Below are 12,236 nucleotides of genomic sequence, written 5' to 3'. Positions count from 1 at the left end.
CACAGTCATCGATGACCACTCCCGGGTCGCCTATGTCGAGGCACGCAACGACGAGACAGGCGAGACCGCCGCGGAGGTTCTCCGCAACGCAGTGGCCTGGTTCGCCGAGCGCGGCGTCACCGTCCAACGGGTCTTGACCGATAACGGCGGCTGCTACCGATCATTCCTCTGGCGCGACACCTGCGCCCAACTCGACGTCACCCACAAGCGCACCCGGCCCTACCGACCACAGACCAACGGCAAGATCGAGCGGTTCCACCGCACCCTCGTCGAGGGCTGGGCTTTCAAGAAGTTCTACAACTCCGATTCCGCGCGCATGGCAGCCCTGCCAGCATGGATCCACGAGTACAACCACCACCGGCCTCACTCAGCGGTCGGAAAGGCTGCACCCAGCACCAGGTTGAACAACCTGGCTGGGCATCACAACTAGGCGCCGATAGTCGTGCATTAATGCATTTTTGCAGGAGTGCACCTTTGGCTACCGTGGTCCTGTGCCAACTCCAGGTCCCGGTCTGCGCGACCGCAAGCGTGCAGAGACCTCCGTGCGCATCCAGGCAGCGGCCGTGGAGCTGGTGCTCCGCGACGGGCCCGATGCGGCGACGATCGATGCGATCAGTGAGCGGGCCGGTGTCTCGCCGCGCACGTTCTTCAACTACTTCGACAGCAAGGACTCCGCCCTCCTGGGGATCCAGCCCGCCGATCCCGGCGAGCGGGACCTCGTCGAGGAGCTGAGCGAGGCCGCGTCCCGTGGCGAGGACCTGGTAGAGCTGGTGATCCGGCTCGTCGTGTCGGTGATGGGCATCGCCACCCCGGCGGGCTCGGCGGTCCACCGCGACCGCATCAAGGTGATCCGCCGGCACCCGGAGATCCTCACCTGCCAGTTCGCGCAGCTGCATGCCCGCAAGCACCAGCTGACCGCGAGCGTCGCGGAGATCCTCGGCTCCCATCCCGAGTTCAAGGAAGGTGCCGACCTCGAGACCGAGGCCTCCATGGTGCTGGCGCTCGGTGCCGCCGCCGTACGCGCTGCCCTCGACGAGTGGGCGCGGACCTCGAAGTCCGAGGAGCACGTCGAGCGTCGAGCCGTCCAGCTCGTGCGCAGCACGGTGGAGAGACTGCAGTGACCCAGCTCGACTCGGCCGTCACCGCCGGCACGCTTGATGAACAGCGGACCGTTGCCCCGGTCCGGCGGCACCGCCTGCGTCCGAAGTACGTCGAGCTCCTGGTGCTCGTGGTCCTCGCCGTCGGCTACAACTGGGTCCGCGGACTCGACGGAGACGACCGGTCCGAGGCCCTGCGCCACGCGCACGACATCGCCTCCCTCGAAGGCCCGCTGTTCCGCCACCTCGAGCTGCCGCTCAACCACTGGCTCCTCACGGTCGTGCCACTCGCGGTCGCGGCCTGCTACTACTACGCGGTCCTGCACTACGCGATGACGCCGATCGTCCTGCTGGTCTCGCGAGCGCGCGGTGGCTGGCGCTACGTCCGGGGGTACGTCGCACTCGTGGTGGCCTCCGCCATCGGGCTGGTCTGCTACGCCCTGTATCCAGCCGCCCCGCCCCGCCTGGTGCCGGGACTCGGCACGGTCGACGTCCTGCAGCACTTCTCCGCCTACGGGTGGTGGGGGGCCGCCGCATCTGCCCCTCGCGGGATCGGCGACGCCACCAACCAGTTCGCCGCGATGCCCTCGCTGCACTTCGGCTGGTCGCTGTGGTGCGGCATCCAGATGTGGGGCTTCGGCGGCAAGTGGAAGGTGGCCGCCGTCGCCTATCCCACGATCCAGGTGGCTGTCGTGATCGCGACCGCCAACCACTTCCTGCTCGACGTGGTGGCCGGCGGAGCCTGCGTCCTGGTGGGGTACGCCGCCGCGTGGGCTGCCGGCGCGGTGTGGCGGTCCCGGGGCTAGGAGCGCTTGCGCTTCAGCTGACGCGCGATGCGGGTCTCGGACTGACCGAGCATCTTGGACAGCAGCGTGACTCGGTTGACGTACGCCAGCGCGCACACGCCCACGATGATCACCAGGATGAGGAACCACATGCGCTCAGTGTGTCATCGAGGTGGTTGGTTCACACCGACGAGATGACGTTGCTGATGGTCAGCCCGGCGAACAGCCCGGCGGCGTACAACAGCTCGGCGATCCCGGTCTGCTGGAGCACCGGGATCAGGTCGGCCCCGATGGCCTTGTCGCCCAGCACGATGGTCACGGCCCGGACCGCCGGCCAGCCGGCGACCAGGGCGAGCAGGACCCACCAGGAGGTGGTCAGCGCGACTCCGATGAGGGCCACGACGGCGAGGTCGACCAGCAGGCCGTAGAGGTGGCGGGTGCGGTCGTCACCCAGGGCGACGGCCAGGGTCCGCTTGCCCGCGCGCTTGTCGGTCGGGATGTCGCGCAGGTTGTTGGCGACCAGGATGGCGCAGGCCAGGGCGCCGATCCCGATGCCGGCGTACAGCGCGGGGAGCTCGAAGCTCTGGGTCTGGACGTACGTCGTGCCGATCACCGCGACCAGGCCGAAGAAGACGAAGACCATCACCTCGCCGAGGCCCATGTAGCCGTAGGGCCGCGACCCGCCGGTGTAGAACCAGGCCGCGAGGATGCAGAGCAAGCCGACCCCGACCAGCCACCAGGCCGTGGTCGCGGCCAGCACCAGGCCGACGAGACCGGCGCCGCCCAGCGACAGGAAGGCGGCCGTCTTCACGGCTCGCGGTGTCGCCGCCTTGCTGCCGACCAGCCGCATGGGACCCACGCGGGCGTCGTCGGTGCCGCGGACGCCGTCGGAGTAGTCGTTGGCGTAGTTGACCCCGACCTGGAGCAGCAGCGAGACGACCAGGGCGAGCAGCGCCTTCCACCAGACCGCCTCCTCCTCCCACACCGCGACGCCGGTCCCGGCCAGCACGGGGGAGATGGCGGCAGGCAGCGTGCGCGGGCGCGCGCCGGCGAACCATTGGGCGGGGGTGGCCATGGCGGGGATTGTGTCAGGGCTAGATTCGCGGGCGTGAGCAGCCTGCGCCCCGTCTCCGGCAGCGCCGAGGAGATCCTCGCCCTGCTGCGTGAGTGGGACGCCGCACCCGACCCGGGACCCCTCGTCATCGCCACCTCGGGCTCGACGGGACAGCCGAAGCGTGTGGTCCTCTCGCGCGTCGCGATGCGGGCCTCGGCGCTGGCCACCCAGGAACGGTTGGGTGGTCCCGGCCAGTGGGTGCTGAACCTGCCTCCGTCGTACGTCGCCGGCGTGCAGGTGCTCTACCGCTCGGTCGTGGCGGGCACCGAACCGGCGTACGACGTCGAGAGCGTGAGCGGCCCGCGATCCTACGTCTCGCTCGTCCCGACCCAGCTCGTGCGGGCGTTGGCCGCGGACGCCGCGCCACTCACGCGGTTCGACGCAGTGCTCGTCGGTGGCGGGCCGCTGGCGCCGGACCTACGCCGCGAGGCCGAGGGGCGAGGAGTCACGATCGTGCAGACCTACGGGATGAGCGAGACCTGCGGCGGCTGCGTGTACGACGGACGGCCGCTGCCCGGCGTCGAGGTGCGCATCGACGAGGGCGAGGTGCAGCTGCGAGGGCCGGTGCTGTTCGACGGCTACGAGGACGAGCCTTCCCGGACCGCGGCCGTGATGAAGGACGGCTGGTTCCGGACCAGCGACCTCGGTCGCCTCGACGGGGACGGTCGGCTCTGGGTCACCGGCCGGGCCGACGACGTGATCATCAGCGGGGGTGTGAAGGTGCCGGCCCAGGCCTTGGCCGCGCGGCTCCGGGGGCACCCGGGCGTCGAGGCGGTCGAGGTGCTCGGCGTACCCGACGACGAGTGGGGGCAGCGAGTGGTCGCCTTCGTGGTCGGCGACGTCGCGCTCGACGACCTGCGTGACTACGTGTCGCTGGAGCTCCCGCGCGAGTGGGCGCCCCGACAGGTCGTCACCCTTCCCGACCTGCCGCTGCTGTCCAACGGCAAGGTGCACCGGCTGCTGCTGCGGGACCTGGCATGAGGGTTTTCTCGATCCCGCTGCGCACCCGCTTCCGCGGACTCACCCTCCGCGAGGGCGCGCTGGTGGAGGGTGAGGCGGGGTGGGGCGAGTTCAGCCCGTTCCTGGAGTACGACGCCGCGACGTCGGCGCCCTGGCTGGCCTGCGCGCGCGAGGCGGCCGACGTCGGCTGGCCCGAGCCGCTGCGCTGGTCGGTCCCGGTGAACGTGACCGTGCCGGCCTGCTCGCCGGAGAAGGCTCGGGAGATCGTGCTCGGCTCGGCCGGCTGCCGGACGGCGAAGGTCAAGGTTGCCGAGGCCGGTCAGCAACCGGGCGAGGACGAGGCGCGGCTCGAGGCGGTCCGGGACGCGCTCGGTGCCGACGGGCTGGTCCGCATCGACGTCAACGGTGGCTGGTCGGTCGACGAGGCGGTCGCGCGGATCCCGGTGCTGGAGCGGGCGGCCGGGGGACTGGAGTATGTCGAGCAGCCGGTCGCCTCGGTCGAGGACCTGGCGGTGGTACGGCGTCGTGTCGCGGTGCCGATCGCCGCGGACGAGTCGATCCGCCGGGTGGTGGATCCCTATCGGGTGCGCGATCTCGAGGCGGCCGACATCGCCGTACTGAAGGTGCAGCCGCTGGGCGGCGTACGCGCCTGCCTGCGGATCGCCGAGGACATCGGACTGCCGGTGGTGGTCTCCAGCGCGGTCGAGTCGAGCATCGGCATCGCGGCCGGGGTCGCGCTGGCGGCGGCCCTGCCGGAGCTGCCCTACGCGTGCGGGCTGGCGACCGTGCAGCTCCTGACCGACGACGTGGTGGCCGACCCGTTGCTACCGGTCGACGGGGCCCTGCCCGTACGCCGACCGACCGTGGATGCCGCGCGACTGCAGCAGCTGGCCGCCTCCCCCGAGCGGGAGGAGCACTGGCGTCGCCGGATGGCCGAGGTCGAGGCCGTGCGGCAGGATCGTCGCTCGTGACGGCCTCGACGGAACTCGCCACCTGGCTGGTCGACCAGCTGGTGGAGCGCGGGATGACCGACGCGGTGCTGTGCCCCGGGTCGCGCAACGCGCCCCTGTCCTTCGCGCTGCTCGCCGACGAGCGGGTCCGGCTGCACACGCGCATCGACGAGCGCACCGCCGCCTTCCTGGCCCTCGGACTGGCCAAGGGCTCGCGCCGGCCGGTCGCAGTGGTGACGACCTCGGGGACCGCGACGGCCAACCTGCACCCGGCCGTGCTCGAGGCGGCCCATGCCGGCGTACCCCTCGTCGCGGTCACCGCCGACCGCCCGGCCCGCCTCCGCGGCACCGGCGCCAACCAGACCACCGACCAGGTGCGCCTGTTCGGCGACGCAGCCAGCTTCGCCGACCTCGTCGTACCCTCCCCGGACGCCCTGGCCGCCGCCTGGCTCCCCGGCGGCCCGATCCACCTCAACTGCCAGCTCGACGACCCGCTGACCCCGGAGCCGGATAGTCCCGAACGAACGGACCCTTCGGATCGGCGTGTCGAGGGTCCGATCACTCGGGACTATCCGTGGTGGCGGGATCCGGACGACGACGAGGTCGACGTGCTGGCGCTGGGACCGCGGACGGTGGTGGTGGCGGGAGACGACTCGGGGCCACCGGCGCGGACGCTGGCGGAGCAGGCGAACTGGCCGTTGCTGGCCGAGCCGAGCAGTGGGTCGCGGACGGGGAAGAACCCGATCCGCACCTACCGGCTGCTGCTCGGCACCGACCTCGGCGCGCGGGTCGAACGGGTGGTGGTCTTCGGGCACCCGACCCTGTCGCGCCCGGTGATGCGGCTGCTGGCGCGCAAGGACGTCGAGGTGGTCTCGGTCCGTGCGCAGGGGCGCTGGCCCGACCGGCCCTCCCCGGTCACCTCCGAGCACGTCGCGGTCCGGGCCGACGCCGACGACCCGGCCTGGCTCGAGGAGTGGCGCGAGGCCGACCGGTCACTGGGTCGGCGTATCGACGCCTTCGTCGCCGAGCAGCCCGGCCTCACGCCGTACGACGTCGCAGCGGTCGTCAACGCCGCCAACCCGCCGGGCGGACTGCTGTTCGTCGGGGCGAGCAACCCGATCCGCGACCTCGACCTGATGGCCACTGCCCACCCCGTCGGCCAGCGGCGGATGGTGCTGGCCAACCGCGGTCTGGCCGGCATCGACGGCACCATCTCGTCGGCGATCGGGGCCACGCTCGGACGGCCACGGAGCACGCGTGCGATCGCGTACGTCGGCGACGTGACCTTCCTGCACGACACCACCGCGCTCGTGATCGGCCCGGACGAGCCGCGGCCCGACCTGACCATCGTGGTCGCGAACGACGACGGCGGCTCGATCTTCGCGACCCTCGAACAGGGTGCGCCCGAGCACGCCTCGTCGTACGACAAGCTGTTCGGCACTCCCCACGGGGTGGACCTCGCGGCACTGTGCGCGGCCACCCGTACGCCGCACTGGCGGGTGACCGACCGGGCCGAGCTGGAGCACGCGCTGGCCAGCCCCAACGGCGGCATCGAGGTCGTCGAGGCCGTGATCCGCCGCGACAACCGGCGCGAGCTGGACGGGGCGATACGGGCACTAGCGGACTGACCCACTGACCGTGCGGGAATGCCCGAGCCGGAACAGACGATGATGTGGGCATGGATCTGGTGCTCACGCTGGTCGGGATCGTCGCGACCGTCATCGTCGTCGCGGGCGTCTGCTCCAAGCTCGACCTCCCGTCGCCGCTCGTCCTGATCGCGGTCGGGGTGGTCGGCTCCTACCTGCCGTTCGTGCCCGACGTCGCCCTCGAGCCCGAGGTGGTGCTGTTCGGACTCCTCCCGCCGTTGCTGTACGCCGCCGCCATCCAGACCTCGCTGGTCGACTTCAACGCCAACCGCAGGGCGATCCTGCTGCTGTCGGTCGGCCTGGTCGCGTTCACCGCCGTGGGGGTCGCGGTCGTCGTGCACGCCCTCATCCCGGATCTCGGCTGGGCGCCTGCCTTCGCGATCGGAGCGGTCGTGGCGCCGCCAGATGCTGTCGCGGCCACCGCCATCGGACGACGGATCGGCCTGCCGCGCCGGATCGTCACCATCCTCGAGGGCGAGTCGCTGCTCAACGACGCGACCGCTCTGGTGGCCCTGAACACGGCGATCGCGTCGATCACGGCCACCGTCGCCTGGTACATCGTCGGGCGCGACTTCGTGGTGGCAGCAGGCGGCGGGATTCTGATCGGGTTGGTCTTCTTCTTCGTCATCGGCTTCGTCCGCAAGCACGTCACCGATCCGGTGATCGACAGCAGCCTGAGCTTCCTGACCCCGTTCGCGGCGTACGTCACGGCTGAGCAGATCAACGCCTCCGGCGTGGTGAGCGTCGTGGTCGCCGGCCTGCTGCTCGCACACAAGTCGCCGATCCTGCAGACGGCCCAGTCGCGGATCGCGGAGCGGATGAACTGGCGCAGCATCGCCTTCCTGCTGGAGAGTGGCGTCTTCCTCCTGATCGGCCTGCAGGCGCGCTCGATCATCGGCGACGCCCTGGGCGGCGAGATGACCTTCGGCCGGATCGCGGCAGTCTGCGGTTCCACCCTGGTCGGGGTGATCGTGCTCCGGGTCGTCTGGGTGTTCTTCGCCCGCTACCTGTTGGTGCGTCCTGGGCCGGACGCGAGCGGAAAGGTCCCGCCGTGGACCTACACCTTCCTGCTCGGCTGGGCGGGGATGCGCGGCGTCGTCACGCTCGCGGCCGCCTTCGTGATCCCGCTGCACACGCCGCACCGCGACGTACTCCTCCTGATCGCGTTCACCGTCACCGCCGGGACCCTGTTCATCCAGGGGTTGTCGCTGCCCTGGCTGGCCCACCGGTTGAAGGTGCCCTCGCCGGACCCGGCCGCCGATGCGCTCGCCCGGGCCAACCTGCTGCACCAAGCGGGGCAGGCCGGGCTGGCGAAGCTCGACGAGCTGGAGGAGGACGACCCGCACGCCGTCAGCGAACAGATCCGCGACCGGGTGCTGCGCCGTGACAACGCTGCCTGGGAACGGCTCGGTGCCAGCGAGGACGAGACGCCGAGCGACATCTACGCGCGACGGCGCAAGCTGATGATCGACGCCGAACGCGAGCGGGTGGTGGAGATCCGCGACACCGGCACCGTCGCGCACGAGGTCGTCGACGACGTGCTCTCGATGCTGGACGTCGAGGAGTCGATGCTCGACTACTCCGCCGAGGAGCGCGAGCGGGTGCGGGCCAGCCAGAAGGTGGTCAGCCTCGAGGGCGACTGCGAGCACCTGCGGCTGGTGCGCCCGCCCGTCGACCCCGACACCCCCGGCGAGTGCGGCGACTGCGTGCGTCAGGGCACCCAGTGGGTGCACCTGCGGATGTGCGTGCTCTGCGGCCACATCGCCTGCTGCGACTCCTCACCCGAGCGCCACGCCAGTGCCCACTTCGCCGAGGCCGGCCACGAGGTGATGCGCTCGGCCGAGGCCGGCGAGGACTGGCGCTGGTGCTTCGTCGACCAGCTGACGGGGTGACTGCGTCGTACCGGATAGTCCAGAACGCTTGACCGCTCGTACGCCGACCCGCAGCGGCGTTTCGTTCTGGACTATCCAGCTCTACGCGAGCTCGTAGTCGGTGATCGGGAAGGACTCGACCGCCTTGCGGGCGCTCCTGGAGGACGTCGGGCGGAGGATCACGGCGTCGCCCTCGTTGGTGTAGTAGTAGCTGCGCGAGGTGGCGCACGAGCCGAGGGTGAAGACGGTGTCGTCCATCCGCGCGAGCATCCGGGCCAGGAACTCGTCGTTGGCGCGCTCGCTGATCTCGAAGGTGCGGGCGCCGCTGCTGGCGAGTGAGCCGAAGACTCGTTCGAGGTGGCGCATCTGCACCTCGATGGTCATGAAGTAGGACAGCCCGGAGTAGCTGTACGGCGAGCTCAGGGTGATGAAGTTGGGGAACTGCGGCACCGAGACGCCCTCGTAGGCCTGGTAGCCCTGCTCGCGCCACCACTTGCCGAGGTTGCGACCCTCGCGGCCGATCACCTCGATGGCCGGGAAGTTCGCGTCCCACAGGTTGAAGCCGGTGGCGAGGACGAGGGTGTCCACGGTCGTCTCCTGGCCGTCGGTCGTGACGATCCCGGTCGGCGTGATGCGATCGATCGGTGTCGTCTCGAGCGTGACGTGCGGCCGGGTGAAGGTCGGGAAGTAGTCGTTGGAGAAGGTCGGCCGCTTGCAGCCGAAGCTGTAGTCGGGCGTCAGCTTCCGGCGCAGCTCGGGGTCGGCGACCTGCTTGGCGAGGTGGCGTTTCGACAGCCGTGCGGCGGCCTGGTTGAAGAACCGGGCCTGCCGGTAGTGCAGCACCGCCGTGACCATCAACCCCTCGAGCCAGGCGCTGTTGGCCCGACGGGCGAGCCGCTGCGTCCATGGCTGTACGGCGAACAGCCGCTGCAGCCACCGGGGGATCCGGAAGTCGGTCTTCGGGGTGACCCAGATCGGTGTGCGTTGATAGACGGTCAGCGCCGAGGCCACGTCGGCGATCTCCGGGATCAGCTGCACCGCTGTCGCACCGGTGCCGATCACCGCGACTCGCTTGCCCTCGAGAGAAGTGGAGTCGTCCCACTTCGCGGTGTGGACGACCTCGCCGGCGAACTGGTGCACGCCCTCGATGCGGGGCAGTCGCGGCTGGGAGAGGAAGCCGGTGGCGGTCAACAGGAAGCGGGTGGTGAAGGTGGTCCCGACGCCGGGTGGTCTCGACTGATCGCTCGCTGCGCTCGCTGCTCGACCACCTACGGACACGACCCAGTGCTGCTCGTCCTCGTCCCAGCGGGCGCCTTCGACCGACACCGCGAAGCGCATGTGCCGGCGCAGGTCGTAGGTGTCGGCGACGTGCTCGGCGTACTGCTTCAGCTCGGCTCCGCGGGCGAACCAGTGCTGCCAGTGGGGGTTGGGCTCGAAGGAGTAGGAGTAGGTGACGCTCGCGATGTCGACGGCCAGGCCGGGGTAGTGGTTGACGTGCCAGGTGCCGCCGAGATCGTCCTCGCGCTCGAGGATCAGGAGGTCGTCGTACCCCAGCTTCTTGAGGCTGATGGCCGCGCCCATGCCGCCGAAACCGGCGCCGACGATCGTCACCTCGCGGTCTGCCATGACACCAGTCCCTTTCTTGAACTCCGTTCAATAGAGCGGCACCTTACGCTGATTTCATGCGGATCACGAAGTTCGGACATGCGTGCGTGAGACTCGAGACCGACGGCCACGTGGTCGTCCTCGACCCCGGCGGGTTCACCGAGCCCGAGGCCGTCGACGGGGCCACCGCCGTGCTCATCACCCACGAGCACGCCGACCACTACTCGCCCGAACACCTGCGGCGTACCGACGCCCCGGTGTTCACCATCGGTGCCGTCGCCGAGCAGATCCGCAACGACGCTCCCGACGTCGCCGAGCGGCTGACCGTGGTCGAGCCCGGTGCGTCGTACGACGTCGGGGTGCCGGTCCAGGTCGTGGGCGAGAAGCACGCCGTCATCCACCAGGACTACCCGCGCTTCGACAACAGCGGCTACGTCCTCGAGGTCGAGGGCCAGAAGATCTACCACCCCGGCGACTCGCTGACGCCGCCGCCGGAGCAGGTCGACCTGCTGCTGCTGCCGGTCAGCGCGCCCTGGCTCAAGGTCGGTGAGTGCATCGACTTCGGTCGCGAGGTCGGCGCTGCGAGGTCGCTCGCCATCCACGACAAGATCTACAGCGAGATCGGGCTCGGGATGGTCGACGCCCACCTGACCCGGATGCTCGGCGAGCGCGGTCTGCAGTTCACGAGACTCGCGGAGGGCGCCGACCTCTGAGACGTGGCAGGATCCCTCACGTGATCCGACACCGCCTCGTCGTACCCCCTCCGGCTGCCTGACCGGAGCGGCACCGCACCGACTTCCTGGGTCGGTGCGCGACAGCTGCTCAGACGACCCCTCGTCCCGACGTCGGAAGCAGCCCTCCCATGTCCTCCCCGTTCTCCTCCGGCCGTGCCCGTCTCGGCCTCCTGCAGGTGTCCCTCGCCGGTGTGCTCTGGGGCACCGGCGGACTCGTCATGCAGCTCATCCGCGACCGCGAGCCGATGTCGGTGCTGGTGGTCAGCACCTGGCGGATGGTGCTCGCCGCCGTCGTACTCTTCGCCGCGCTGCTGGTGACTCGCGGCTTCGCCGACCTGCGCCGACTCATGCGACAACGGCCCGGCACGGCGGTCATCGTCGGCTGCTGCACGGGTGCCTACCAGGCGCTGTACTTCGGCGCCGTGCTCGCCGTCGGCGTCACCGTCTCGACCGTCGTGGCGCTCGGCCTGGCGCCGGTGCTCCTGACGATCGCGGAGAGCGTCGCCGCGCGGAGGTGGCCGAGCCGGATGCGGTTGCTCGTGCTGGGTGCCGCCCTCGGTGGTCTCGTCCTGGTCAGCGCAGACGCGGGTACGTCGACCACGGGACCGCACCCGCTCCTGGGCGTGCTCCTCGCAGCGGCCTCCGGAGCGACGTACGCGCTGGCCACCGGGATCGGCCGACCGCTCACCGGCTTGACCACCCCACTGGCCCTCACCACGGCGACCTCCACCGCCGGTGCGATCGCCCTGCTGCCGTTCGGCCTGCTGGCCGGTGGCCCCTACGTCCCGAGTGATCCGCAGGTGGCCGTGCTGCTCGTCTACCTCGGCGTCGCCACGCTCGCGCTGGCCTACGCGCTGCTGTACGCCGGCCTGCGCACCGTCACCGGCAGCGCTGCCCTCGTGGCGACCCTCCTCGAACCCGTGACCGCCGCCGTCCTCGCCGCCGTCATCCTCGGCGAGCGGCTCGGCCTGCTCGGCATCATCGGCGCCGCGCTGATCCTCGTCGCGGTCGCCGGCCTCGAGGAGGAGGACGAGGAGGGTGGCGCGGTCCCCGAGGGCCCCGTGCCCCTCTGATCGATCAGGTCCCCGCGGAGTGAGTGGAGGGGCGTCGGATCTGGAAGTGGGAAGCCGAGGCCCCCTGCATGAGCGGGGGGATGCGCAGCAGGGGGCACCGGTCTGCGCTCCATCGTCCGCACGCGAATCGATGTCGTCAATGCCAAACCGGCGAACTCGGTGTAAGTTTCCGCTCAGCACCCACTGACCCCGGACCCCGGTCTCTGCGATGCGTGACCGCGGGCAACGGACTTCTCCTTGGCGCAGCTATCGCCGGGAGAACCGCCATCGGGAGTGCGGGGGGTTACGGCGCTCCCGATGGTTGCCACGGCGCATCCAGCGGTCACCTCACGGCCCTCGCCGGCGTAGTTCTCGTCGCCGACCGATTCGTGGGACGTCATACGTTCTGGTCGCCATGACAG

The 12,236-nt window shown here is 70.6% G+C and carries 12 protein-coding genes; 9 read left to right on the top strand and 3 right to left on the bottom strand.

Features of this window, described 5'->3' with window-relative positions; translation table 11 throughout:
- The 3 genes from H976_RS0104925 to H976_RS24560 form a co-directional block, all read left to right on the top strand.
- The coding region (locus tag H976_RS0104925) for an integrase core domain-containing protein (RefSeq protein WP_027860640.1) at positions 1-430 on the top strand (430 nt) is incomplete at its 5' end.
- 61 nt (positions 431-491) lie between these two features.
- Complete coding sequence (locus H976_RS28510; protein ID WP_051276196.1) at positions 492-1,121, top strand: TetR/AcrR family transcriptional regulator; 630 nt, start codon at positions 492-494, stop codon at positions 1,119-1,121.
- Positions 1,118-1,903 (top strand): phosphatase PAP2 family protein, encoded by a 786-nt coding sequence (locus H976_RS24560; protein ID WP_051276193.1) that lies wholly within the window; start codon positions 1,118-1,120, stop codon positions 1,901-1,903. The genes H976_RS28510 and H976_RS24560 overlap by 4 nt, the downstream gene beginning before the upstream one ends.
- Here the strand turns inward: H976_RS24560 and H976_RS30860 are convergent.
- Positions 1,900-2,034, bottom strand: coding sequence for a hypothetical protein (locus tag H976_RS30860; RefSeq protein WP_255337291.1), 135 nt, complete (start codon positions 2,032-2,034; stop codon positions 1,900-1,902). The genes H976_RS24560 and H976_RS30860 overlap by 4 nt on opposite strands.
- 29 nt (positions 2,035-2,063) lie before the next feature.
- Positions 2,064-2,957: a 1,4-dihydroxy-2-naphthoate polyprenyltransferase gene (locus H976_RS0104905; protein ID WP_027860639.1), complete on the bottom strand. Its 894-nt coding sequence runs from the start codon at positions 2,955-2,957 to the stop codon at positions 2,064-2,066.
- Between the two features lie 33 nt (positions 2,958-2,990).
- On the opposite strand from H976_RS0104905, the gene H976_RS0104900 reads away from it, so the two are divergent.
- Genes H976_RS0104900 through H976_RS0104885 form a run of 4 tightly spaced genes read left to right on the top strand, consistent with a single transcriptional unit; the run spans position 2,991 to position 8,444 of the window.
- Positions 2,991-3,977 carry an AMP-binding protein gene (locus tag H976_RS0104900; RefSeq protein WP_081682666.1) on the top strand — a complete coding sequence of 329 codons (987 nt, stop codon included), beginning with the start codon at positions 2,991-2,993 and terminating at the stop codon, positions 3,975-3,977.
- Positions 3,974-4,927, top strand: coding sequence for an o-succinylbenzoate synthase (locus H976_RS0104895; RefSeq protein ID WP_027860637.1), 954 nt, complete (start codon positions 3,974-3,976; stop codon positions 4,925-4,927). The genes H976_RS0104900 and H976_RS0104895 overlap by 4 nt, the downstream gene beginning before the upstream one ends.
- Positions 4,924-6,534, top strand: coding sequence for a 2-succinyl-5-enolpyruvyl-6-hydroxy-3-cyclohexene-1-carboxylic-acid synthase (gene menD, locus H976_RS0104890; RefSeq protein ID WP_027860636.1), 1,611 nt, complete (start codon positions 4,924-4,926; stop codon positions 6,532-6,534). The genes H976_RS0104895 and menD overlap by 4 nt, the downstream gene beginning before the upstream one ends.
- Positions 6,535-6,584: 50 nt before the next feature.
- Positions 6,585-8,444, top strand: a complete 1,860-nt coding sequence (locus H976_RS0104885; RefSeq protein ID WP_027860635.1) for a Na+/H+ antiporter — start codon at positions 6,585-6,587, stop codon at positions 8,442-8,444.
- An 81-nt stretch (positions 8,445-8,525) separates the two neighbouring features.
- Here the strand turns inward: H976_RS0104885 and H976_RS0104880 are convergent, their stop codons facing one another.
- Complete coding sequence (locus H976_RS0104880; protein WP_027860634.1) at positions 8,526-10,049, bottom strand: NAD(P)/FAD-dependent oxidoreductase; 1,524 nt, start codon at positions 10,047-10,049, stop codon at positions 8,526-8,528.
- 56 nt (positions 10,050-10,105) lie between these two features.
- Here H976_RS0104880 and H976_RS0104875 point away from each other — a divergent pair, with 56 nt between their 5' ends.
- Positions 10,106-10,741 (top strand): MBL fold metallo-hydrolase, encoded by a 636-nt coding sequence (locus H976_RS0104875; RefSeq protein WP_027860633.1) that lies wholly within the window; start codon positions 10,106-10,108, stop codon positions 10,739-10,741.
- 149 nt (positions 10,742-10,890) lie between these two features.
- On the top strand, positions 10,891-11,835 hold the full coding sequence (locus tag H976_RS0104870; protein WP_027860632.1) for a DMT family transporter: 945 nt from the start codon (positions 10,891-10,893) through the stop codon (positions 11,833-11,835).
- The last annotated feature ends 401 nt before the right edge of the window (positions 11,836-12,236 follow it).

This window comes from Marmoricola sp. URHB0036 (assembly GCF_000426045.1).
Taxonomy (GTDB): Bacteria; Actinomycetota; Actinomycetes; order Propionibacteriales; family Nocardioidaceae; genus Marmoricola.
The sequence above is the reverse complement of the archived record's forward strand: the minus strand, read 5'-3'. Positions and strand labels throughout refer to the sequence as shown.

Bases quoted from the DNA above. Each gene is read 5' to 3' on its own strand.
- H976_RS30860 (WP_255337291.1), bottom strand. From the start codon at position 2,034: ATGTGGTTCCTCATCCTGGTGATCATCGTGGGCGTGTGCGCGCTGGCG.
- H976_RS0104905 (WP_027860639.1), bottom strand. From the start codon at position 2,957: ATGGCCACCCCCGCCCAATGGTTCGCCGGCGCGCGCCCGCGCACGCTG.
- H976_RS0104895 (WP_027860637.1), top strand. From the start codon at position 3,974: ATGAGGGTTTTCTCGATCCCGCTGCGCACCCGCTTCCGCGGACTCACC.
- H976_RS0104885 (WP_027860635.1), top strand. From the start codon at position 6,585: ATGGATCTGGTGCTCACGCTGGTCGGGATCGTCGCGACCGTCATCGTC.
- H976_RS0104880 (WP_027860634.1), bottom strand. From the start codon at position 10,049: ATGGCAGACCGCGAGGTGACGATCGTCGGCGCCGGTTTCGGCGGCATG.
- H976_RS0104875 (WP_027860633.1), top strand. From the start codon at position 10,106: ATGCGGATCACGAAGTTCGGACATGCGTGCGTGAGACTCGAGACCGAC.
- H976_RS0104870 (WP_027860632.1), top strand. From the start codon at position 10,891: ATGTCCTCCCCGTTCTCCTCCGGCCGTGCCCGTCTCGGCCTCCTGCAG.